This is a genomic window from Agromyces sp. ISL-38, from assembly GCF_018613935.1.
Classification (GTDB): Bacteria; Actinomycetota; Actinomycetes; order Actinomycetales; family Microbacteriaceae; genus Agromyces.
Window position 1 is genome coordinate 508,584 of record NZ_JAGGPF010000009.1, and the last position, 23,033, is coordinate 531,616.

A 23,033-nucleotide genomic window follows, 5' to 3' on the forward strand; every position below is an offset into this window, starting at 1 on the left:
CGCCGGACGGCGCCGAGCGGCCCGCCTCAGGGGGTGAGCGCGACGCGATCCCGGCTCGGGGCGGCCGTGCTCGCCCGCACCACGAGCTCGGGCACGCTCGGCTCGGGAACGAGCCGCTCGTCGTCGCCGAGCACGCCGAGCACCCCGGCCATCGCGGCACGACCGAGCGCGTCGAAGTCCTGGCGCACGGTCGTGAGGGGCGGGGCGACGTATGCCGCCTCGGGGATGTCGTCGAAGCCGACGATGCTCACGTCATCGGGCACGGAGAGGCCCGCCTCGGCGAGCGCGTGCATCACGCCGATCGCCATCTGGTCGTTCGACACGAACACCGCGGTCATCTCGGTGTCGCGCGCCAGCACGCGGCCGTGCACGTAGCCGCTGCCGGGCGTCCAGTCGCCGAGCAACGGCTCACGGGCGGGCAGGCCGTGCTCGGCGAGGGCGGCCGACCAGCCGCGCACCCGCTCGGCGGCGTCCATCGCGTTGGGCGGTCCGCCGAGATGCCGGATCTCCCGGTGGCCGAGGCTCACAAGGTGGTCGACGGCGAGGCGCGCGCCCGCGTACTGGTCGAGCCAGACCCGGTGCATGCCGCCGCGATCCTCGGAGGCGACCGCGATGACCGGCACGCCGAGCTCGATGCCGTCGAGCGCGTCGAGCGCTGCCCGCTGCGCCGCGATGAGCACGATCGCCTCGACGTTCTGCCGCACGAGCAGCTCGGCCGCGGAGCGCATGACCGCGGCATCCGTCTCGAGCATGCTCGCCGTGATCACCGAGTACCGGGCGTCGCGCGCGGCCTCGTTGAAGTGCAGCGCGGTACTCGACGGACCGTAGTCGGGCGCGCCGGTGACGATCAGCCCGAGGGTGCGGGTGCGGCGCGTGACGAGCGCACGGGCGGCCGGCGAGGGCACGTAGCGCAGCTGCTTGATCGCCTGTTCGACTCGCGCGCGCGTCGCGGGGCGCACGTTCGGCAGGTCGTTGAGCACACGCGACACGGTCTGATGCGACACACCTGCGAGTCGCGCGACGTCGAAGATCGTCGCGACGCGCCCCTTGTCGTCCCGGTCGCTCACTCGCTGCTGCGCTCCTGCCTCGCGCCCCCGGCGCGTTCACTACCGTCGATTATGCTGCCCACGGTTCCCCCGGCCCGGGAGGCTCAGCGCCTTCGGGCGGTAAGCACCTTCTGCAAGATGATGAACACGAGCAGCAGGGCCCCGATGAAGATCCTCGTCCACCACGACGAGAGGGTGCCCTCGAAGGTGATGATGGTCTGGATCACACCGAGCACGAGCACGCCGAGCACCGACCCCAGCACGAAGCCGTAGCCGCCCGTGAGCAGGGTGCCGCCGATCACGACCGCGGCGATCGCGTCGAGTTCGGTGCCGATCGCGGTGAGCGGATACCCCGAGAGCGTGTAGAAGGTGAACAGCACGCCGGCCAGGCCCGAGCAGAAGCCCGAGATCACGTAGACGAGCACCTTCGTGCGCGCCACGGGCAGGCCCATGAGCAGGCCGCTCTGCTCGCCGGCGCCGATCGCGTACACGGTGCGGCCGAACCGGGTCGAGTGCAGCACCCACACCGCGATCGCGACGACGATCAGGGCGATGATCACGCTCGGCGTGATCGAGAGGTTGCCGCCGAGCGGGATGCGGGTCTGCGCGAGCGACACGAACACCGGGTCGGTGATCGAGATCGAGCTCTGGCTCACCATGTAGCAGAGCCCGCGTGCGAGGAACATCGCCGCCAATGTGGCGATGAACGGTTGCACCTTGAAGACGTGGATCATGAGGCCGACGAGCAGGCCGAGCACGCTCGTGAGCACGAGCAGCAGCGGGATCACGACGGAGGGCGACCAGCCCGTCTGCAGCAGGCTCGCGGCGATCATGCCGCTCAATGCCACCACTGCCCCGACCGACAGGTCGATGCCGCCCGTGAGGATCACGAACGTCATTCCCACGGCGAGCACGATGAGGTACGAGTTGTCGACGAGGAGGTTGAGGAACACCTGACCCGAGAAGAACCCGCGGTAGCGCACGCCGCCGATGACGAACACGGCGATGAACAGCACGGCGGTGACGATGACCGGCCCGTACTTCGGGCTCGTCATGAGGTTTCGGATCGTGGCCCCCAGCCGTCGCGCTGGCGGCATGCTCGGGCGAACGGGGAGCTTCGGTTGCTGTGGGGCGTCGAGGAGCTTCGTCATGATGCAGCGATGCCCTTTCCGGCTCGAACGGCGAGCCGTTCTCGGAACCCGCGCAACGCCTCGGCCGTCGTGGGCGATTGCAGCAGGCACACCGCGGTGACGACCGCAGCCTTGAAGACCATGGTCGCAATCGGCGGGATGCCGACGGTGTAGACCGTGGTGACGAGCGTCTGGATCACGAGCGCCCCGACGAGGGTGCCGACGAGCGAGTACCGGCCGCCGGCGAGCGACGTGCCGCCGATGACGACCGCGAGGATCGCGTCGAGCTCGATGAACAGCCCGGTGTTGTTCGCGTCGGCCGCGGCGGTGTTCGCGGTGAGGATGAGTCCGGCGATCGCGGCGCAGAACGCGCTGAACGTGTAGACGACGACGAGGAGCCCGCGCGCCCGAACGCCGGCCTGGCGGCTCGCCTCGGGGTTGATGCCGACCGACTCGATGAACATGCCGAGCGCTGTGCGACGGGTGACGAGCGCGGCGACCGCGAAGACCACCGCGGCGATGAGCACCGCGATCGGGACACCGAGCCAGAAACCCGACCCGAGGAACTTGAACGGCGGGCTGTTCACCGTGAGGATCTGCCCCTCGGTGATGAGCATCGCGATGCCGCGGCCGGCCGTCATGAGGATGAGGGTCGCGATGATCGGCTGCACGCCGACCACGGCCACGAGGAAGCCGTTCCAGACGCCGAGCACGAGCGCGATGAGCAGCGCCACCGCCACCGCGACGGCCACGGTCGAGAGGCTCCCGGGCTCCGACGAGCCGAGGATGATCGAGCACGCCACCGCCCCCGAGATCGCGCACACCGCGCCGACCGAGAGGTCGATGCCGCGGGTGGCGATCACGAGCGTCATGCCGATCGCGATGATGAGCGTCGGCGCGCCGTTGCGCAGGATGTCGATGAGGCTCCCGAACAGGTGTCCGTCGCGAATGGTCACGGTGAAGAACCCGGGGAAGGCGATCAGGTTGATCAAGAAGAGCACGAGGAGCATCACGACGGGCCAGAACAGCCGGTGCGCGACGACCCGAGCGAACAGGGCGCTCATCGGCGGCCTCCTGGAACATTGTCGATGGTAAGGGGGTCGGATGTCTCGGATGCCCCGAGCACCGCGTCGCGTGCGCCGCTCGTGCCGCTCGCGGCATCCGCGTCATCGGCTTCGACGGAACCGTCGGCGATGAGGGCGAGCAACGCGTCGACGGTGAGTCCGTCGTTCTCGAGGTCGGCGACGACGTGACGGTCGCGCAGCACCACCACGCGGTGGCTGAGGCGCAGCACCTCTTCGAGCTCGGCCGAGATGAAGAGCACGCTCATGCCGTTCTCGGCGAGGTTGAAGACGAGCTTCTGGATCTCGGCCTTCGCGCCGATGTCGATGCCGCGCGTGGGCTCGTCGAGGATCAGCAGCCCGGGCGCGATGGCGAGCCAGCGCGCGAGCAGCACCTTCTGCTGGTTGCCGCCCGAGAGGTTGCGCACGAGCGCGTCGGGGTTGCCCGGGCGGATGTGGAGGGCCTGGATGTAGCTCTGCGTGAGCTCGTCTTGACGCTTCTTGGGGATCGGACGGAACCACCCGCGGTCGGCCTGCAGGGCGAGCACGATGTTGTCGCGCACCGTGAGGTCGCCGACGATGCCCTCGTCGCGGCGATTCTCGGACGAGAACGCGATGCGGTTCGAGATCGCCTGGCGCGGGGTGCGCAGCTTGGTGGCCTTGCCGCGGATCGTGAGCTCGCCGGAGTCGGCACGGTCGATGCCGCCGAGCAGGCGCGCGAGCTCGGTGCGACCCGAGCCGAGGAGGCCGGCAAGACCGACGACCTCGCCCACGGCGATCGGCAGGTCGGCCGGGTTGATCGCGCCGCGGCGGCCGAGCCGTGCGGCGTTCACGAAGTTCGAGGCATCCGACTCGTCGACGACGACCGATCGAGCGCGCTGCTCGAGGTCGTCGAGCGTCGTGAGCTCTTTGCCGATCATCTTCTGCACGAGGTCGATGCGCAGCAGCTCTTCGGTGAGGTACTCCCCCACGAGCTTGCCGTTGCGCAGCACCGTGAGGCGGTCGCAGATCTCGTAGACCTGGTCGAGGAAGTGCGAGACGAAGAGGATCGCGACGCCCTGCTCCTTGAGCGAGCGGATGACGCGGAAGAGCTCGGCCACCTCGTCGGTGTCGAGGCTCGAGGTGGGCTCGTCGAGGATGAGCACCTTGGCCTGCACGTCGATCGCGCGGGCGATCGCGATGAGCTGCTGCACTGCGAGCGAGTGGTCGCCGAGCAGCGAGCCCGGGTCGATGTCGAGGTTGAGCCCCGCGAGCAGCTGCGCCGAGCGGCGGCGCATCGCCCGCCAGTCGATCGAGCCGAACCGGCGCGGCTCCCGGCCGAGCATGATGTTCTCGGCGACCGACAGGTTCGGCAGCAGGTGCACCTCTTGGTACACCGTCGAGATGCCCGCGGCCTGTGCTTGCGCCGGGCCGCTGAACGACACCTGGTCGCCGGCGAGCGTGATGGTGCCCGCGTCGATGCCGTACACACCGGTGAGCGCCTTGATGAGCGTGGACTTGCCTGCGCCGTTCTCACCCATGAGCGAGTGCACCTCGCCGGGGAACATCCGGAAGTCGACGTCGTCGAGTGCCTTGACGCCCGGGAAGGTGATCGAGATGCCACGCATCTCGACGACCGCCGTGGGCGGGTCGGTGTGGTTGGTCACGGTGCTCTCCATCGAGTCGTCGGCGGGCCGGTCACGGGGCATCCGGCGTCGGATGCGGCCGCCGGGGCCGACACGGTTCTGAGAATACGGGGTGCGGGTGCGCGGCATGGACCCCGCGCACCCGCCCGACGATCCGGCCGGCGGATGCCCCGAGGCATCCGCCGGCTCGGAATCAGTACTGCCGGTCGGGCAGGGCCTCGATGGCCTGCTCCTGGTTGAATTCGCCTTCTTCGGTGATGATGCGCTTCTCGGGGGTCTCACCGTCGTTGATCTGCTTCACGATGTCGACGAGCTGCTTGCCGAGCAGGGGCGAGCACTCGACGATGTAGTTGATCTTGCCGTCGGCGAGGGCCTGCATGCCGTCCTTCACCGCGTCGATCGTGAGGATCTTGACGTCGACGCCCGGAACGAGCCCGGCCGCCTCGATGGCCTCGATCGCGCCGAGACCCATGTCGTCGTTGTGCGCGAAGATGAGGTCGACGCCCGGGTTGGACTTCAGGAGCGCCTCGGTGACCTGCTTGCCGCCGGCGCGGGTGAAGTCACCCGTCTGGCTGGCAACGACCTGGAGGTTGGGGTTCTCGGCGATGGCCTCGGCGAAGCCCTCGGCGCGGTCGATCGCCGGAGCGGCGCCCGTCGTGCCCTCGAGCTGGATGATCTCGACCGGCTCGGTCGCGTCGGCGAACTCTGCGACCGCCCACGCGCCGGCCTTCTCGCCCTCGACGACGAAGTCGGAGCCGAGGAACGACTCGTAGAGCGAGTCATCCTTCGAGTCGACCGCGCGGTCGGTGAGCACGACAGGGATGCCGGCGGCCTTCGCCTCGTTGAGCACGGCGTCCCAGCCGGTCTCGACGACCGGCGAGAAGGCGATCACGTCGACCTGCTGCTGGATGTAGGAGCGGATCGCCTTGATCTGGTTCTCCTGCTTCTGCTGCGCGTCGGAGAACTTGAGCTCGATGCCGGCGTCTTCGAACGCGGCCTGGATGTCCTTCGTGTTCGCGGTGCGCCATCCGCTCTCGGAGCCGACCTGCGAGAAGCCGACGACGAGTTCGTCGAGGGGCTTGGGACCGGATGCCTCGCCGGCGCCGTTGGCGCAACCTGCGAGTGCGACGAGCATTGCGCCGGCCGCTGCGATTCCGATGAGTTTCTTCATCTGGATGAACCTCCTTGTTCAATGGGCCGGCGGGGTCTGCGTTGCTGGGTTCCTGGTGCGCCGGGCGGCCAAGTCATCCTGGCCGCATTCAGGATGTTAGCGCTCACTTGTTAGCGCTCACAAGTCCGAGTTCGGTAACGAATGCATCACGGACGAATGGCACGCCCGCCGCCGCGCCGATCGGCGCCGATCGGCGCCTCGGAGCTGGGAAACTCGGGGTTCGGGCTGTACGGCCACGACGTGTGCGTGCACGGGCGTGCGCGAATGTGAGCGCTCAAATCGAGGTTCGCGTGCGGCGTGCGCGAGTCGCGCCGAGCCCCGAGCTCGGCCCGATTCCAGGAACAGCACCGCGCGGAGGCGCCGTGCTCTCGCGCACGACGAGCTCGGGCACGCGTGCCGTGCGATCGGGTGCAGTCGGCTCGTCGCGGAGCACGTCGAGCACGGTCGCCATGATGTCGCGGCCGAGACCGTCGAAGTCCTGCCGCACGGTCGTGAGCGGCGGCGCGAAGTATGCCGCCTCGGGGATGTCGTCGAACCCGATGACGCTGACGTCTTCGGGCACCCGGAGGCCGGCGCCGCGGAACGCCGCCAGCAGGCCGAGCGACATGTGGTCGTTCGCCACGAACACGGCGGTCATTTCCGGGTCGGATCGCAGGAGCTCGCCCGCCGCATGCCCCGACGGCGGCATCCAGTCCCCCACGATCGGGTCGTGCAGCACGAGGCCGTGCTCGCGGATCGTATCGGCGAACCCGCGGCGCCGCTCAGCGGCATCCATCGAGTCCGAGGGGCCCGCGACCTGGCGGATCTCGCGGTGGCCGAGATCGATGAGGTGCTGCGTCGCGAGTCGCGCGCCGGTGTACTGGTCGAGCGCGACCCGATGCATGCCGGGTTCGTTCTCGGATGCCACGGCGATGAGCGGCACGCCGGCATCGATGCCGTGCAGCACCTCGACGCCCTCGCGCTCCCCCGTGATGAGCACGATCGCCTCAACGCGCTGGAGCGCGAGCCGATGCACCGCCTGGGTGAGCGTGTCGGCGTCGAGGGTGCGCATGCTCGTCTGGCTCACGGTGAACCCAGCGGCGCGGGCCGCCTCGTTGAAGCCGAGCGCAGCGCTCGACGGTCCGTAGTCGGGTCGCCCGGCCTGGATGAGCCCGATCGATCCCGACCGGCGCTTGGCCATGGCACGCGCCGCGGGCGACGGCGTGTAGTTCAGCTCGGCGATCGCCTGCTCGACCCGAAGCTTCGTCGAGGCGGCCACGCCGGTGAGGTCGTTGAGCACGCGGGAGACCGTCTGGTGCGACACGCCCGCCCGACGCGCGACGTCGAACATCGTCGGCACGCCGGCGGGCTCCGGTCGGGCTGAAGCGGGCGCCGGCTCGGGTGCCGGCTCCGGCGGGGCGGGCTCGGGCGACTCGTGCCCGGGCTCGGCCGCATCCGGCCGACCCGAGGCATCCGTCGCGCCCACGCGTGCTCCGATCAGAGACCCTGCGCGAGTCGGTAGTAGGCCTGGTTCCAGCGCACCTCGCGCTGGAAGTCGCGGGTCGTCGTGTCTTCATCGATGACGAGCAGCTCGAGCTTCGCCATGTCGGCGAAGTCGCGGAACACCTCGACGCCCACGGCGGTCGACATGACCGTGTGGTGCGCCGCGCCGGCGGTGAGCCAGGCGGCGGCACTCGTCGCGAAGTCGGGGGCGGGCTTCCAGACGGCGCGCCCCACGGGGAGCTTCGGCAGCGGATGCCGCAGCTCGACGTTCTCGACGACGTTCGCCGTGAGGCGGAACCGGTCGCGCATGTCGCTCATCGCAACGACGACGGCGGGGCCCGGATCGGCCGTGAACACGAGGCGCACGGGGTCGTCCTTGCCGCCGATGCCGAGCGGGTGGATCTCGAGCGACGGCTTCGCTGTCGTGAGCGACGGCGAGACCTCGAGCATGTGCGCGCCGAGGATGAGCTCGTCGCCGGGCGTGAGGTCGTACGTGTAGTCCTCCATGAGCGACGCCCCGCCGGGGAGCCCCGAGCCCATGACGTTCGCGATGCGCACGAGCACGGCGGTCTTCCAGTCGCCCTCTGCGCCGAAGCCGTAGCCCTCGGCCATGAGCCGCTGCACCGCGAGGCCCGGCAGCTGCTTCAGGGCACCGAGGTCTTCGAACGAGGTGGTGAACGCGCCGAAGCCGCCCTCCTCGAGGAATGAGCGCAGGCCGAGCTCGATCGCTGCACCGTCGCGCAGCGACTGGTGCCGTTCGCCGCCGTTCCGCAGCTCGGGCACGACCTCGTAGAGCTCCTCGTACTCGGCGACGAGCGCGTCGACATCGGCGTCGGATGCCGCGGCCACCGCCTCGGCGAGCTCGTTGACGCCCCACGTGTTGACCTGCACGCCGAGCCGCAGCTCGGCCTCCGTCTTGTCGCCCTCGGTCACGGCGACGTAGCGCATGTTGTCGCCGAACCGGGCGAGCTTCATGCTGCGCGATGCCGCGAGGCCCGCCGCGGCCCGCTGCCACGTGCCGAACTCCTGCTGCACGCGCGGGTCGCTCGCGTGGCCGACGATCGTCTTGCGGGGCACGCCGAGCCGGGTCTGGATGTACCCGAACTCGCGGTCGCCGTGCGCGGCCTGGTTGAGGTTCATGAAGTCGAAGTCGATCTCGCCCCAGGGCAGCTCGACATTCGCCTGCGTGTGCAGGTGCGCGAGCGGCTTCTGCAGGGCGTCGAGGCCGCCGATCCACATCTTCGCGGGGCTGAAGGTGTGCATCCACGCGACGAGGCCGATGACGTTGTCGGCCGCGTTCGCCTCGAGGGCGGTGCGGCGGATCGCGTCGGAGTCGGTGAGCACGGGCTTCCACACCACCTTCACCGGCACGTCGGATGCCGCGTCGAGCGTCTCGGCGACCTGCCGCGACTGGTCGGCGACCTGCTTCAGGGTCTCGGGACCGTAGAGGTGCTGGCTGCCGGTGAGGAACCAGACCTCGTAGCCGTCGAGGCTCGTCTGGAGGGGCGTGCGGGTCATGTGTGTCTCCTAATGCGAGGTCTTGCGATATCTGGTCTGTGCGATGTGAGGTGGATCAGGTGCGCTCGGTCACAGCGCTTCGACGGCGGCGGCCTCGGCGGCAAGGCCCGCCCGATAGCGCTCGAGGAACGCCGAGAACCCGGCCACGTCCTCGGGGACGGGCTGCGCGGTGTCGAACTCGGCATTCGCGAAGACGCGCTCGTCGAGGTATCGGCCGAGGTCGATCTCAGAGGCCGAGGACAGGTAGGACGCGAGCACCGCGATACCCCAGGCGCCGCCCTCCGACGCGGTTTCGCCGACCGCGACCGGCGCGTCGAGCGCGCCGGCGAGGAGCCGCTGGGCGACGCCGGCGGTGCGGAAGATGCCGCCGTGCGCGAACATCCGGTCGAGCTCGACGCCCTCACGGTCGAGCACCCGCATGCCGAGCGCGAGCGTGCCGAACACGCCGTAGAGCTGCGCGCGCATGAGGTTCGCGAGCGTGAGCCGGCTGTCGGGGGTGCGGACGACCATGGGCCGGCCCTCGGCGAGCCCCGCGATGGGTTCTCCGGCGAGGTGGTTGTACGCGAGCAGCCCGCCCGCGTCCGCCTCGCCGTCGAGGGCCTCCCGAAAGAGCAGCTCGAAGACCGCATCGCTGTCGAAGTCGGTGCCGGCCGCTTCCGCGAACCGCCCGAACACGCCCACCCACGCGGCGAGCTCGCTCGCCCCGTTGTTGCAGTGCACCATCGCGACGGGGTCGCCCGCCGGCGTCGTGACGAGGTCGAGCTCGTGATGCGGCTCCGACAGTGGCCGCTCCAGCACGACCATCGCGAAGATGCTCGTGCCTGCGCTCACGTTGCCGGTGCGGGGCGCGACCGCGTTGGTCGCGACCATGCCCGTGCCGGCATCGCCTTCGGGCGGGCACAGCGGCGCGCCGGGCTGCAGCGCGCCCGACGGGTCGAGGAGGGCGGCGCCCTCGGCGGTCAGGCGACCGGCTTCGCGCCCGGCCGCCAGCACCTCGGGGAGCAGCTCGGCGACCTTCAGGCCCGGCGCGCGGTCGGCGACGAGCCCGTCGTACACCCCGATCAGCGGCGAGTCGTAGTCGTTCGTCGCGGAGTCGATCGGGAACATCCCCGAGGCGTCTCCGACACCGATCACCTTGCGGCCCGTGAGCCGCCAGTGCACATATCCGGCGAGGGTGGTGACGAAGCGGATGTCGGGGACGTGCGCCTCCTCGTCGAGGATCGCCTGGTGCAGGTGGGCGATCGACCAGCGCAACGGGATGTTGAGCTCGAACCGCTCGCTGAGCTCGGCGGCGGCCACGCCCGTCGACGTGTTGCGCCACGTGCGGAACGGTACGAGCAGTTCGTCGTTCGTGTTGAACGCGAGGTAGCCGTGCATCATCGCCGACACGCCGATCGCCCCGAACGTCTGTGGTTGCACGTCGTAGCGGCGTCGCACGTCGGCGACGAGCTCGGCGTACGCCTCCTGGAGGCCCGACCAGACGTCTTCCAGCGAGTAGGTCCAGACGCGGTCGACGAATCGGTTCTCCCACTCGTGGCTGCCGACCGCGAGCACGACGGTGGGGTCCTCTCCGACGAGGCACGCCTTGATGCGGGTCGACCCGAACTCGATGCCGAGCGACGTGCGTCCCTCGAGGATCGCAGCCCGCGCTTCATCCGGTGTATTGGCGGTCTCGGTCATCGGCGTGCATCTCCACTCTGTTCGGCTGCGCCTTCTCGATGTGCATCCCCAGTCTGCCCATAGACGTTCTGGTAGCGGTCGTAGAGGCGGTCGATCGCGTGCTGCGGGATCGGGATGAGCGGTCCGGCCTCGCGGGCGAAGTGCACGCTGCGGGCCACGTCCTCGACCATGACGGCGGCCTTGACCGCGTCCTTGGCGTTCCTGCCGATCGTGAACGGCCCGTGGTTCTGCATGAGCACGGCGCGAGAACGGTGGCCGGTGAGGGTCTCGACGATGCCGCGGCCGATCGAGTCGTCGCCGATGATCGCGAACGGGCCGATCGGGATCGGTCCGCCGAACTCGTCGGCCATCGCGGTGATGACGCACGGGATCTCCTCGCCGCGCGCGGCCCAGGCGACCGCGAAGGTCGAGTGGGTGTGCACGACGCCCCCGACCTCGGGCATGTGCCGATAGACGTAGGCATGCGCTGCGGTGTCGCTCGACGGGCTGCGGTCGGAGCCGGGCGTGCCCGGGATCACGTTGCCGTCGAGGTCGCAGAGGATCATGTTCTCGGGTGCGAGCTCGTCGTACGAAACGCCCGAGGGCTTGATCACGAACAGGTCGGCGCCGGGCACGCGGCCCGACACGTTTCCGCCGGTCCAGACGACAAGCCCGTTGCGGGTCAGTTCGCCGTGCAGGTTCGCGACGTCGTCGCGCACCTGCGCGATCACCGCCTCGATCTCGGGTTCGAACTCGGGGGCCGTGCCGCTCATGTCGACACCGCCCACTTCACGCTCTGCTCTTGGTCCGGCACGGGGACTCCTTCGTCATGGCGCTTCGTTAGCGCTAACGAAGCAAGATGTTAGCGCTAACGAAGCCAAGCTTCAAGCCGGGCTCGCCTCTCCACCCCGAGTGATCGAGAGCACGACGAAAAGGGCGGATGCCGTTGCATCCGCCCCCTCGGTCGATCTGCCTAGCGGCCGCCGGAGCGGCGCTTGTTGTAGACGTCGAAGGCCACGGCGAGCAGCAGCACGAGGCCCTTGACGGCCTGCTGCCACTCGATGCCGATGCCCATGATCGACATGCCGTTGTTCAGCACACCGATGATGAGACCACCGATGATCGCGCCGCCGATCGTGCCGACGCCGCCCTGCACCGCAGCGCCGCCGATGAAGGCCGCCGAGATCGCCTCGAGCTCGAAGCCGTCACCGGCCTTCGGGCCGGCGAGGTTCAATCGCGCCGTGAAGATGAGGCCCGCGAGCGCGGCGAGCACACCCATGTTGACGAAGAGCCAGAAGTCGACGCGTCGCGTCTTGATGCCCGACAGCTCAGCCGCGTGGCGGTTGCCGCCGATCGCGTAGATGTGGCGGCCGAACACCGATCGGTTCATCACGACGCCGTACACGAGCACGAGCACGGCGAGGATGATGAGGGTGACCGGGATGCCCTTGTACGACGCGAGCGAGTAGACGAAGAAGGTGATTCCCGCGCCGACCAGCACGAGCTTCGTGATGAACCAGATGAGAGGCTCGACCTCTTGGCCGTACTTCTGGCGACCGAGACGGGTGCGCACCTGCTGCAAGACGAGGGCGATGATCGCGATGGCGCCGATGCCGAGCGTGAGCGGATCGATCTCGAACTCGCCGAGCAGGTCGGTGAGGAAGCCGTTGCCGAGGCCTCGGTACTCGGTGGGGAACGAGCCGATGTTCGCGTTGCCGAGCACGACGAGCGCGAGACCGCGGAAGATGAGCATTCCTGCGAGTGTCACGATGAACGCCGGAATGCCCACGAAGGCGATCCAGAAGCCCTGCCAGACGCCGACGGCCGCACCGATCGCGAGCGAGAGGATGACGGCGATCCACCAGGGCATGCCCCAGTGCACCGCGAAGACGCCCGAACACGCGCCGACGAACGCCGCGACCGATCCGACCGAGAGGTCGATGTGGCCGGCGATGATGACCATCACCATGCCGATCGCGAGCACGAGGATGTAGCCGTTCTGCACCACGAGGTTCGAGATGTTCTGCGGGCGCAGCAGGATGCCGTCGGTGAGGAACGAGAACAGCACGACCACCGCGATCAGGGCGATGAAGATGCCGTTCTTGCCGAGGTCGGCGAGGATGTGGCTGAGGCGCTCGGTGAATCTGTTCTCGACGGGGTTGATGGTGCCGCCGACGGCATGCGACTCGGTGGTCTCAGTGGGATTGGGATTCGACATCATGTCTCCTGTGTGTTCCGCTCGCGTCGGCGTTAGCGGGGCTTTTCCATGGTCATGAGCTTCAGCATGGCTTCGGGCGTCGCCTCGGCGACGGGCAGTTCGCCCGTGATGCGTCCCTCGGAGAGGGCGTACACCCGGTCGCAGATGCCGAGCAGCTCGGGCAGCTCCGAGGAGATGACGATGATGCCCTTCCCCTCGGCGGCGAGCCGGTTGATGATCGAGTAGATCTCGTACTTGGCGCCCACGTCGATGCCGCGGGTGGGCTCATCGAGGATGAGCACCTGGGGATCCGAGTAGATCCACTTCGACAGCACGACCTTCTGCTGGTTGCCGCCCGAGAGCTTGCCGGTCTTCACGAGCACGTTCGGCGCCTTGATGTTCATCGAGTGCCGGTACTCGTTTGCGACCTTGTACTCCTCGTTGTCGTGCACGAGGCCGTACTTCTCGAGCTTCTTCAGCGACGCCATCGAGATGTTGCGCTTGATGTCCTCGATGAGGTTGAGGCCGTACGTCTTGCGGTCTTCGGTTGCATACGCGATGCCGTGGTCGATCGCCTCGGCGACCGAGCGCGTCTTGATCTCCTTGCCGCGCAGGAACACGCTGCCCGAGATCTTCGACCCGTAGGAGTGGCCGAAGAGGCTCATCGCGAACTCGGTGCGGCCGGCGCCCATGAGGCCTGCGATGCCGACGATCTCGCCCGCGCGCACGTGGAGGTTGACCTTGTCGACCATGACACGTGAAGTGTCCTGCGGGTGATGCGCCGTCCAGTCCTCGACGCGCAACAGCTCTTCGCCGATGTGCGGCGTGTGGTCGGGGTAGCGGTGCTCGAGGTCGCGGCCGACCATGTCCTTGATGATGCGGTCTTCGGTGACATCCGCTTTCGCGATGGTCTCAATCGTCTTGCCGTCGCGGATCACCGTCACCGAATCGGCGACCTTCTTGATCTCGTTGAGCTTGTGGCTGATGATGATCGACGTGATGCCCTGCTCCTTGAGGTGCAGGATGAGGTTCAGCAGGTGATCGGAGTCCTCGTCGTTGAGGGCCGCGGTCGGCTCGTCGAGAATGAGCAGCTTCACGCGCTTCGAGAGCGCCTTCGCGATCTCGACGAGCTGCTGCTTGCCGACGCCGATGTCCATGATCTTCGTCGTGGGGTTCTCGCGGAGGCCGACCCGGGCGAGGAGCTTCGAGGCCTCGAAGTTCGTCTTGTTCCAGTCGATGAGGCCGCCGCGGCCCTTCTGCTCGTTGTTGAGGAAGATGTTCTCGGCGATCGACAGGTAGGGGCTCAGGGCGAGCTCCTGGTGGATGATGACGATGCCCTTGGCCTCGCTGTCGGTGAGGTCCTTGAACTCAACCGTCTCGTTCTCGAAGACGATGTCGCCGTCGTAGGTACCGTGCGGGTAGACACCCGAGAGCACCTTCATGAGGGTCGACTTGCCCGCGCCGTTCTCACCGCAGATCGCGTGCACTTCGCCGCGAGCGACGCCGAGGGTGACGTTGGAGAGAGCCTTCACGCCGGGGAAGGTCTTCGTGATGCTCTGCATCTCGAGAATGTTGGTGGTCATCCTTGCTCCTGCTTCGTTGCCGGGTGAGCCGGCCGGATGACGGATGCCGCCGCGGTCGGGACCTGAGCCGAGAGTACTCCCGCTCAGGCCCCGACACGCAGGGGTGGACCGTCATCCGACCAACGTGTGCCGGTGGTGACTAGCCCTTGATTTCCTCTTCGGTCCAGTAGCCGCTGTCGACCAGGACCTCGGTGATGTTGTCCTTGACCACGATCTGCGACTCGAGCAGGTACGACGGCACGACCTTCACGCCGTTGTCGTAGTCCTCGGTGTTGTTCACCTCGGGCTTGTCGCCCTTCAGGATCGCGGACGCCATGTCGACGGCGACCTTCGCGAGGTTGCGCGTGTCCTTGAAGATGGTCGCGTACTGCTCGCCGGAGTTGATCGCCTTGACCGAGTCGAGCTCGGCGTCCTGGCCGGAGATGACCGGCCACTCAGCGCCGACCGTGTAGCCGGCGTCGGTGAGCGCCGAGATGATGCCACGTGACAGGCCGTCGTACGGCGAGAGCACCGCGTTCACCTTCGAGCCGTCGGAGTAGTTCGCCGTGAGGATGTCCTCCATGCGGCTCTGCGCGACCTCGCCGTCCCAGCGGAGCGTCGCCGCCTGCTCGAACTCGGTCTGGCCCGACTTCACGACCAGCGTGCCGTCGTCGATGAGCGGCTGGAGCACGTCCATCGCGCCGTTCCAGAAGAACGTGGCGTTGTTGTCGTCGGGCGAACCGGCGAACAGCTCGATGTTGAACGGACCGGTCGGCGCGCCGTCGATCGCGGTGCCGTCGAGCTCGGTGAGGCCGAGGCCGTTCAGCACCGACCACGCCTGCTGCTGGCCGACGACGAAGTTGTCGAACGACGCGTAGTAGTCGACGTTCTCCGAGTCGCGGATGAGGCGGTCGTAGGCGATGACGGGGATGTCCGCGTCAGCGGCATCCTGCAGCACCTGCGAGAGCGTCGTGCCGTCGATCGACGCGATGATCAGGGCCTCTGCACCCTTGGTGATCATGTTCTCGATCTGCGAGACCTGGGTGGGGATGTCGTCCTCTGCGTACTGGAGGTCGACCTTGAAGCCCTGGTCCTCGAGCTGCTCCTTGACGGCGTTGCCGTCCTGGATCCAGCGCTCCGAGCTCTTCGTGGGCATCGCGACGCCGATGAGGCCGCCGTCGCCTTCGCCGGCGTCGCCGCCGCCGCTGCCGCCTGCGCACGCCGCGAGCGCGAGCATGGAGCCCGCTGCGAGCGTCGCGAGAAGCACCTTCTTCGTGTTCTTCACGGTGTTTCCTTTCACTGTGTCCGTCTGGACGTCGTTGTCTTGGTGACAGTCGGATGCGGCTGCGTCCATGCCAGCCGTCTCCCTCGCGCCCGCCCGGGGGTTGGGGTGCGCAAGCTCCATGTGACCGAGCGATCGTTCATCGCCGGTCGACTTTCTTTCGGCGGGCGTCGTTCGTCTGCCCGTCTGCGGTTGTCAGGCGGGCATCGCCCTGCTGCCCGTACACGTTCTGGTAGCGGTCGTAGAGCCGGTCGATCGCGTCCTGCGGGATCGGGACCAACGGGCCCGAGTCTCGAGCCAGGTGCACCGTGCGGGCGACATCCTCGACCATCACCGCCGCCTTCACCGCATCCTTCGCGTTCGCGCCGATGGTGAACGGGCCGTGGTTCTGCATCAGCACCGCGCGGGACCGGTGACCCGTGAGCGTCGCGACGATGCCCTGACCGATCGAGTCGTCACCGATGATCGCGAACGGACCGACCGGGATCGGTCCACCGAACTCATCCGCCATCGCCGTGATCACGCACGGGATCTCCTCACCCCGCGACGCCCACGCCGTCGCATACGTGGAGTGCGTGTGCACGACGCCGCCGATCTCCGGCATGTGCCGGTACACGTAGGCGTGCGCCGCGGTGTCCGACGAGGGGGCCCGATCGCTGCCCGGCGTGCCCGGCACCACGTTCCCGTCGAGGTCGCACAGGATCATGTTCTCGGGTGCGAGCTCGTCGTACGACACGCCCGAGGGCTTGATCACGAACAGGTCCGCACCCGGCACGCGGCCCGAGACGTTTCCGCCCGTCCACACCACCAGGCCATACCGGGTCAGCTCCCCGTGCAGCCGTGCCACCTCCGCCCGCACTCGTGCGATGGCGACCTCGACCTGCGGCCCGAACGTGCTCAACGCGCTGCTCCGCAGCTCGCGCTGGACCGGCCGGAACTGCAGCGGCGGTCGTGCGAGGTGGGCGCTGTCAGCACGGAGACTCCTTCGTCGATCAGGTTGGGGCGTTCCATGTGCCAGTCAATGTGACCGTTCACATGGCGACACTCATGTTAGCCACATCATTGAAGCTTCTGTCAACTCCGAGTCATCACGGATCGGTAACGACGGCCCGAGACGAGCGTTCGGCAACCGAGGTCGCCGTCAGAACGCCGGTGCGCCGGTGGTGCCGCGCACCACGAGTTCCGGCGTGATCGTGCCGCGGTAATCGGGCGCTGCGGGGTCGAGGTCGCCGAGGAGCAAGGCCACGCAGCGGCGGCCCAACTCGGCGAAGTCCTGCCGCACGGTCGTGAGCGGCGGCCAGAAGTGCGCCGCCTCGGGGATGTCGTCGAATCCGATGATCGAGATGTCGCGCGGGATCTCCAGCCCGGCGTCGCGTATGGCGTGCATGAGTCCGAGCGCCATCTGGTCGTTGGACGCGAAGATCGCGGTGAAGTCCCGCACCGTCAGCAGCTCACGGCCGGCGTGGTAGCCGAAGTCGGCCGTCCAGTCGCCGAGGATCGGCGCGGTGGTGGGCACGTCCTGGGCGCTCATCTCCTCGAGGAATCCGCGCATCCGCGCCTCGGCTTCGATCCAGTCCTGCGGGCCGGCCAGGTGGTAGATGCTGCGGTGGCCCTGTTCGATCAGGTGCCGGGTGGCAGTGCGGGCGCCCGCGATCTGGTCGACGGACAGCGCGTGGTCGGGGTCTCGTCCGGTCGACTGCAGGCTCACGTAGGGTACGTCGATCGACAGTTGAGCGAGGGTGTCGAACACCCGCACCTGCGGTGCGATGACCACGAGTCCTTCGATGCCCTGGGCGGCGAGGTGCGCGAGCCCGTCGGCGATCGAGCGGGCATCCGACGACTCGATGTTGGCGGTGCTCACCCAATAGCCCGAGGCCCGGGCCGCCTCCTCGATCGCCGCGATGCTCGACGCCGGGCCGTATTGCGTGCTCGACGCCGAGAGGATGCCGATCGTTCGGGAGCGGCTCGTGACGAGCGCACGGGCGGCGCGATTGGGCTTGTATTGCATGTCGGCGATGACGTCGAGCACGCGCTGCTTCGTCTCGGGCCGAATGCTCGGGTGATGGTTCAGCACGCGCGACACCGTCTGGTGCGAGACGCCCGCGAGTCGCGCGACATCGCGGATGCTCGGGGCACGCCCCCGCTGCGGCTCCACTGTCACGGCGACCTCGTTCGGATTTCGGCATGTTCACGGTCACACACGCCGGCGTGACCATTATGCACAGTTCCGAACGGAATGTGACTGTCACACATGTGACGTCACATCGCCGCTATGAGCCGGCGGATGCCCCGGCCCCCGGCCGCACGCGCTGCGCGAGCACGACCGCCACCACCGCGATGGCGACGCTGACGGCGAACTCCGCCGTGAATGCACCACCCACCACGGCGCTCGCCGCGAGTGCCGTGATCGCGAGCGCGACGGATGCCCCGAGCGACTCGCCGATCGAGAGCGCCGCACTGTTGAACCCCTGCGACGACACGGGCGAGAGGCTCAGCACGGCCACCGAGAAGCGCGGATACATGAAGCCCATCGCGCCACCCGCAAGGGTCCACGCGGCGAAGGCGATGACCGGCGTGAGCATGAATGCGGCGACGAGGAGCACCACGACGAGCGATGCGGCGAGCAGCGCGGCTCCGATCTGCACCGCTTGCGTGTTCGACACCCGGTCGCCCAGGCGACCCTGCAGCCATGAGGCGGCTGCCCAGCTGACGCCCGCCCCGGTGAGCACCGCGCCCGCGAGGCTCGGCGAGAACTCGTACCGCTCGATGAAGAGGTACGGGAGGTAGATCTCGGAGCCGAAGAACGCACCCGCGACGATGAGCCGCAGCAGCACCGTGGCGGGCATGCCCCGCACGGCACGCAGGGTGCCCACGGGCATGAGCGGGCGCGCCGCGACCACGACGAGGCCGATCGCCATGACCGCGATGTTCCAGCGCCATGGCTCGGCGAACTCCTTCGAGAGTGAGAGCGCGAGGGCCGCGACCGCGGTGAGCGCCGACCAGCCGACCCGGCCGAGACTCCAGCGCACCGTCGGATCGCCCTGCACCTGGTCGCGCACGCGCAGGATCGGCGGCAGCATCATCGCGGCGGCGGGCAGCATGAGCCCGATCACGCCGAGGAACACCCAATGCCAGCTCACGGTCTCGGCGACGATGCCGGCGAGCGCCGGGCCGATGATCGAGGGGATGACCCAGGCCGCCGCGAACCCGGCGAACACCCGTGCCCGAAGTTCCTCGGGATACACCCGCGCGACGATGACGTAGAGCGGCACGATCACGGCGGCGCCGCTCAAGCCGTGCACGAACCGGCCGACGATGAACACACCCATCTCGGCCGCCGTGCCCGCGATCAGCAGGCCGACCACGAAGAGCAGCGCCGAGACGACGAGCGACGGCAACGGCCCCGACCGGTCGGTCCAGTTGCCGGCGAGCACCATGCCGATGATGCCGGCCGCGAGCGGCACGGCGAACGCGAGGGCGAAGAACTCCATGCCGTCGAGGTCACGGGCGACGAGGGGCATCACGGTGGTGACCGCCATCGCCTCGAACGCGGCGAGGAAGATGAGCGAGAACATGCCGATCGACAGCCACCGGTAGGGCAGGGAGAGCGGCCCGCTGCCATGCCCGGCGGGGCGTGTCGACGGGCGTGTCGACGGGTCTGTCGCGGTGGCGGAACCGAGCGGCTCCGCGTCGTCGTTGACGCGGAGCTCAGCCGTGCGCGGGTTCGGTTCCGTCATCGGTTCACTCACTCGATCGAGGCGAGAACCTCAACCGTGCTCGAGGTCGAATGGTGTGAGCACAAGCTCAGAACTCCTCATGCGTGTCGGGATCGGCGCCCCAGAGCCGGCCGCGGGCGAGCGACGAGATCGCCTCGACCTCGTCGTTCGTGAGCTCGAACCCGAACACGTCGAAGTTCTCACGCTGGCGCGCGGAATCAGCCGACTTCGGAATCGGCACGGTCTCGAGCTCGAGGTGCCAGCGCAGCACCGCTTGGGCCGGCGAGACGTGGTGCTGGGCCGCGATCTCGGCGACGATAGGCTCCGCGAACAGGTCGCGGCCCTTCGCGAGCGGGGTCCAGCTCTCGGTGCGGATCTCATGCTCGTCGTGGAACGCGCGAAGCTCAGCCTGCGGCAGGTAGGGGTGCAGCTCCACCTGGTTCACGACCGGTGTGACGCCGGTCTCATCGATGAGTCTCGTGAGCATCGCCGGCGTGAAGTTCGAGACGCCGATCGAACGCACGAGCCCCTTTTCGCGCAGGGAGATCATCGCCCGCCAGCTCTCGAGGTACTTGTCGACGCGCGGAAGCGGCCAGTGGATGAGGTAGAGGTCGACCCAGTCGAGGTCGAGGCGGGAGCGCGACTGCTCGAAGCTCGCGAGCGTCTCGTCGAACCCGTGATGGCGGCCGGGGAGCTTCGTCGTGATCACGAGGTCGCTGCGGTCGACGCCCGAGCGACGGATCGCCTCGCCCACCTCTTCCTCGTTGCCGTAGTTGTAGGCCGTGTCGATGAGCCGGTAGCCGGCGCTGATGCCCGCCGTGATCGCGTCGATGCCCGCCTGGTCGTTCAACCCGAATGTTCCGAGGCCGATGGCCGGAATCGAGTTGCCGTCGCGAAGGGAGTACGCGGGAGCAGTCATTGTTCCATCCTCACCCACCCGCGCTGTTGATGCCAGCAGGCACCGCGCGCGGCGGGTCGGCTAGGACGCGGGAACCTCCGCGAACGCCCGCACCGGGAACGTGCCGAAGCCCTCGATCCGCGGCGGCACCGCCGTGAAGGTCGCGCCCCGCACGGGCACCTGATCGAGCGCGGTGAGGTGCTCCACGACGTGGATGCCGGCCTCGAGCAGGATCGAGTGCGCAGGCCGCTCGCCGCCGCTCTCGGTGTCGTCGATGTTGAGCGCGTCGATGCCCACGATGAGCACGCCCGCGTCGGCGAGGTGCCGCGCGCCCGCCTCGGTGAGGAACGGCGACCCGTGCAGATACTCGGGGCGGTCGAAGTGGCGGCTCCAGCCGGTGTGCAGCAGCACGGCCGTGCCGGCGAGCTCACGATCGAAGAAGACCTCGGCCGGGATGCCGCGGCTCGCTGCATCCGTCAGCCGGAAGACCTCGGCGGGAACGCCCACGAGCGTGTCGAGCTCGAGGCTCGCGAGGTCGCCGCCGCCCTCGTAGCGGTGGAACGGGCTGTCGAGGTAGGTGCCGGTGTTGCCGATCATCGTGATGATGTCCATCGCGAACTCGGTGCCGGGCGCGTAGACGCTGCGCGACGCCTCACGGGTGAGGTGCGGCGTGATCGTGGGCGAGGGCAGGCCGGGATAGGTGACGAGCCCTGCGCGGATCGTGTGGCTGAGGTCGACGAGTTCGCCGCGCCGGGCGGCTGGCACAGCAGATGCCGCGGCTGCGGCGCCCGCGTCGCCGGCCACGCCGCGCGAACCACGGTGCGCCTCCTCGACGATCTCGAGGTTCGCGAGCTCGACGCGGCCCACGAGCGCGAGCCCGAGATGGCGCACGAGGAGCTCGGCGATCTCGGCCTCGGTGACGCTCGCCGACGGCAGGTCGAGGCGGAAGCCGTGGGCGCGCAGCCCGCCCCCGTTCACGAACTCGATCTCGGCGTCGAAACGGGCGCGGTACTCGGTCACTCGGTCTCCTCTGGGGTGGCGGATGCTGCGGCAGGTGTGGCGGAGGTGGCGCCCGCGAGCACGGTCACGTCGGGTGATCGAGCAGCGCCGCGCGCCCCCGGTGATCGAGTAGCGCCGCGCGAAGCGGCCGCCCCCGGTGATCGAGTAGCGCCGCGCGAAGCGGCCGCATCCGGTGATCGAGTAGCGCCGCGCGAAGCGCGACGCGTATCGAGATTACCCGCGGTGGCGCGTTCAGACGGAGCCGCGATCGAGGACGCATCGCTCGAGGCATCCGCTCGCCCACTGCCGCCCCTGCGGACGCGGCGCACGAGCGACACGATCACGGCCGCGACGGCGAGCACGAGCGGCACCACGAGGTTCGCCCAGGCGAGCACGAGGAGGCCGGCGGTCATGATGGTGGCGACCACGGCGAGCCACCAGCCGAGGCTCCAGCGGCGCAGCAGGAGCGTGGCCGCGAGCATGCCGAGGGCGTAGATCGCGACCATGTTGCTCGTGTGGATGAGGATGAAGCCCGTGAGGTCGAGGTCGTTCAGCAGCATGAGGCCGAAGTACACGGTGATGAGCACGCCCGTGAGCGCGAGCGCACGACGCGGGATCTCGCCGTCGGCAGCGCCCTTCGCGAAGAACCGGGGCAGGTCGCCGTCACGGCCGAGCGCGGCCCCGAGCTTGCCGAAGGCCGGCAGGTAGGCGTTCATCACGCCGAACGTGACGATCGCGGCGACGATCGCGATGAGCACCGGCCCGACACCGGGCATCGTGGTCTCGACGAGGTCGACGAGCGGGGCCTGCCCGTCGCCGGCACGGTCGCCGAGCACGGCCACGGTGACGAACTGCAACGCGAGGTAACCGGCGCCGACGACGACGATGGCGATTCCCGTGGCGAGCGGGATGGTGCGCCGTGGATTCTTGAACTCGCCCGCGATGTGGGTGCCGACCTCCCAGCCGGCGAAGGCCCAGACGAACAGGCTGATCGCGAGGCCGACACCGGTCCAGCCGTTCGGCAGGAACGGCTGGAAGTTCGACGTTTCGACCGCCGGGAAGGTGACGGCCACGACTCCGACGACGACCGCGAGCAGCAGGCCCGTGAGCACGAACTGCACCCATCCGGCCACGCGCACGCCGAACCAGTTCGCGATGAACGGCGGCACGAAGACCGCGAAGCCGATGATCGGCACGGCGGAACGGTCGACACCCAGCACTGCGACCACGTACTCGCCGCCGAGGATCGCGAGCACCGGTGCGCCCACGCATACGCCGAAGTAGAACCAGTATCCGGTCATGCGCGCAGCGGTGCCGCCGAGGGCACGCCGCACGAAGCTCGCCACGCCCCCGGCATCGGGATAGCGCGCGGCAAGTGCCGCGAAGGTGCCGGCAAGTGGGATGGACAGCACGAGCACGGCAGCCACCGCGAGGATCGACGCCGGGCCGGCCGCGGCGGCCGCGAGCCCGGGCAGCACGAGGATGCCGGTGCCGAGCACGCTTCCGATGTAGAGCGCCGTGCCCTGGCCGAGGCCGAGGGTGCCGCCGTGCGTCTTCGCGCCGCCGCCGTCGGTAGCCGTCGCGGCGGCGGTCGCGGTGGCGGTGGCGGGCTGATTCGAGGTCACCCGCTCACTCTGCCGCATCCCTCGGACATGCGGCGATGGCAGGATTGACAGTGTTCGTCGAA

The 23,033-nt window shown here is 68.8% G+C and carries 18 protein-coding genes; all 18 read right to left on the reverse strand.

Annotated elements, in window-relative coordinates; genetic code table 11:
- Positions 1 to 26: 26 nt before the first annotated feature.
- On the reverse strand, positions 27 to 1,067 hold the full coding sequence (locus J7E25_RS09915) for a LacI family DNA-binding transcriptional regulator (protein ID WP_214869952.1): 1,041 nt from the start codon (positions 1,065 to 1,067) through the stop codon (positions 27 to 29).
- 83 nt (positions 1,068 to 1,150) lie between these two features.
- Positions 1,151 to 2,101 carry a galactofuranose ABC transporter, permease protein YjfF gene (yjfF, locus tag J7E25_RS09920; protein ID WP_251007072.1) on the reverse strand — a complete coding sequence of 317 codons (951 nt, stop codon included), beginning with the start codon at positions 2,099 to 2,101 and terminating at the stop codon, positions 1,151 to 1,153.
- Positions 2,102 to 2,193: 92 nt separating this feature from the next.
- A complete protein-coding gene (locus tag J7E25_RS09925; RefSeq protein WP_214869953.1) occupies positions 2,194 to 3,240 on the reverse strand; it encodes an ABC transporter permease in 1,047 nt (348 codons plus the stop codon).
- Positions 3,237 to 4,895: a sugar ABC transporter ATP-binding protein gene (locus J7E25_RS09930; RefSeq protein ID WP_214870066.1), complete on the reverse strand. Its 1,659-nt coding sequence runs from the start codon at positions 4,893 to 4,895 to the stop codon at positions 3,237 to 3,239. The genes J7E25_RS09925 and J7E25_RS09930 overlap by 4 nt, the downstream gene beginning before the upstream one ends.
- A 160-nt stretch (positions 4,896 to 5,055) precedes the next feature.
- Positions 5,056 to 6,033, reverse strand: coding sequence for an ABC transporter substrate-binding protein (locus tag J7E25_RS09935; protein ID WP_214869954.1), 978 nt, complete (start codon positions 6,031 to 6,033; stop codon positions 5,056 to 5,058).
- Positions 6,034 to 6,307: 274 nt separating this feature from the next.
- Positions 6,308 to 7,498 (reverse strand): LacI family DNA-binding transcriptional regulator, encoded by a 1,191-nt coding sequence (locus J7E25_RS09940; protein WP_214869955.1) that lies wholly within the window; start codon positions 7,496 to 7,498, stop codon positions 6,308 to 6,310.
- Positions 7,499 to 7,509: 11 nt separating this feature from the next.
- Positions 7,510 to 9,033 (reverse strand): L-arabinose isomerase, encoded by a 1,524-nt coding sequence (gene araA / locus J7E25_RS09945; protein WP_214869956.1) that lies wholly within the window; start codon positions 9,031 to 9,033, stop codon positions 7,510 to 7,512.
- Positions 9,034 to 9,102: 69 nt separating this feature from the next.
- A complete protein-coding gene (locus J7E25_RS09950; protein WP_214869957.1) occupies positions 9,103 to 10,713 on the reverse strand; it encodes a xylulokinase in 1,611 nt (536 codons plus the stop codon).
- Positions 10,710 to 11,465, reverse strand: coding sequence for an L-ribulose-5-phosphate 4-epimerase (locus J7E25_RS09955; RefSeq protein WP_214869958.1), 756 nt, complete (start codon positions 11,463 to 11,465; stop codon positions 10,710 to 10,712). Before J7E25_RS09955 ends, J7E25_RS09950 begins: the two co-directional genes overlap by 4 nt.
- A gap of 200 nt (positions 11,466 to 11,665) precedes the next feature.
- A complete protein-coding gene (gene mmsB, locus J7E25_RS09960; protein ID WP_214870067.1) occupies positions 11,666 to 12,910 on the reverse strand; it encodes a multiple monosaccharide ABC transporter permease in 1,245 nt (414 codons plus the stop codon).
- Positions 12,911 to 12,942: 32 nt separating this feature from the next.
- Positions 12,943 to 14,472, reverse strand: coding sequence for a multiple monosaccharide ABC transporter ATP-binding protein (gene mmsA, locus J7E25_RS09965; RefSeq protein WP_214869959.1), 1,530 nt, complete (start codon positions 14,470 to 14,472; stop codon positions 12,943 to 12,945).
- A gap of 139 nt (positions 14,473 to 14,611) precedes the next feature.
- Positions 14,612 to 15,688, reverse strand: a complete 1,077-nt coding sequence (gene chvE / locus J7E25_RS09970) for a multiple monosaccharide ABC transporter substrate-binding protein (RefSeq protein ID WP_251038978.1) — start codon at positions 15,686 to 15,688, stop codon at positions 14,612 to 14,614.
- Between the two features lie 184 nt (positions 15,689 to 15,872).
- Entirely contained in the window at positions 15,873 to 16,634 is a 762-nt protein-coding gene (locus J7E25_RS09975; RefSeq protein ID WP_214869961.1) for an L-ribulose-5-phosphate 4-epimerase, read from the reverse strand.
- 240 nt (positions 16,635 to 16,874) lie between these two features.
- On the reverse strand, positions 16,875 to 17,894 hold the full coding sequence (locus tag J7E25_RS09980) for a LacI family DNA-binding transcriptional regulator (protein ID WP_214869962.1): 1,020 nt from the start codon (positions 17,892 to 17,894) through the stop codon (positions 16,875 to 16,877).
- A 109-nt stretch (positions 17,895 to 18,003) separates the two neighbouring features.
- Entirely contained in the window at positions 18,004 to 19,470 is a 1,467-nt protein-coding gene (locus J7E25_RS09985) for an MFS transporter (protein ID WP_214869963.1), read from the reverse strand.
- Positions 19,471 to 19,537: 67 nt separating this feature from the next.
- Positions 19,538 to 20,368 carry an aldo/keto reductase gene (locus J7E25_RS09990; protein WP_214869964.1) on the reverse strand — a complete coding sequence of 277 codons (831 nt, stop codon included), beginning with the start codon at positions 20,366 to 20,368 and terminating at the stop codon, positions 19,538 to 19,540.
- Positions 20,369 to 20,428: 60 nt separating this feature from the next.
- Positions 20,429 to 21,367, reverse strand: coding sequence for a cyclase family protein (locus J7E25_RS09995; protein WP_214869965.1), 939 nt, complete (start codon positions 21,365 to 21,367; stop codon positions 20,429 to 20,431).
- Complete coding sequence (locus tag J7E25_RS10000; RefSeq protein ID WP_308164483.1) at positions 21,364 to 22,971, reverse strand: amino acid permease; 1,608 nt, start codon at positions 22,969 to 22,971, stop codon at positions 21,364 to 21,366. Before J7E25_RS10000 ends, J7E25_RS09995 begins: the two co-directional genes overlap by 4 nt.
- Positions 22,972 to 23,033: the final 62 nt, after the last annotated feature.

Bases quoted from the DNA above. Each gene is read 5' to 3' on its own strand.
- J7E25_RS09935 (WP_214869954.1), bottom strand. From the start codon at position 6,033: ATGAAGAAACTCATCGGAATCGCAGCGGCCGGCGCAATGCTCGTCGCA.
- J7E25_RS09990 (WP_214869964.1), bottom strand. From the start codon at position 20,368: ATGACTGCTCCCGCGTACTCCCTTCGCGACGGCAACTCGATTCCGGCC.
- mmsB (WP_214870067.1), bottom strand. From the start codon at position 12,910: ATGTCGAATCCCAATCCCACTGAGACCACCGAGTCGCATGCCGTCGGC.
- yjfF (WP_251007072.1), bottom strand. From the start codon at position 2,101: ATGACGAGCCCGAAGTACGGGCCGGTCATCGTCACCGCCGTGCTGTTC.
- chvE (WP_251038978.1), bottom strand. From the start codon at position 15,688: ATGCTCGCGCTCGCGGCGTGCGCAGGCGGCAGCGGCGGCGGCGACGCC.
- mmsA (WP_214869959.1), bottom strand. From the start codon at position 14,472: ATGACCACCAACATTCTCGAGATGCAGAGCATCACGAAGACCTTCCCC.
- J7E25_RS09950 (WP_214869957.1), bottom strand. From the start codon at position 10,713: ATGACCGAGACCGCCAATACACCGGATGAAGCGCGGGCTGCGATCCTC.
- J7E25_RS09930 (WP_214870066.1), bottom strand. From the start codon at position 4,895: ATGGAGAGCACCGTGACCAACCACACCGACCCGCCCACGGCGGTCGTC.
- J7E25_RS09985 (WP_214869963.1), bottom strand. From the start codon at position 19,470: ATGACGGAACCGAACCCGCGCACGGCTGAGCTCCGCGTCAACGACGAC.
- J7E25_RS09955 (WP_214869958.1), bottom strand. From the start codon at position 11,465: ATGAGCGGCACGGCCCCCGAGTTCGAACCCGAGATCGAGGCGGTGATC.
- J7E25_RS09925 (WP_214869953.1), bottom strand. From the start codon at position 3,240: ATGAGCGCCCTGTTCGCTCGGGTCGTCGCGCACCGGCTGTTCTGGCCC.
- araA (WP_214869956.1), bottom strand. From the start codon at position 9,033: ATGACCCGCACGCCCCTCCAGACGAGCCTCGACGGCTACGAGGTCTGG.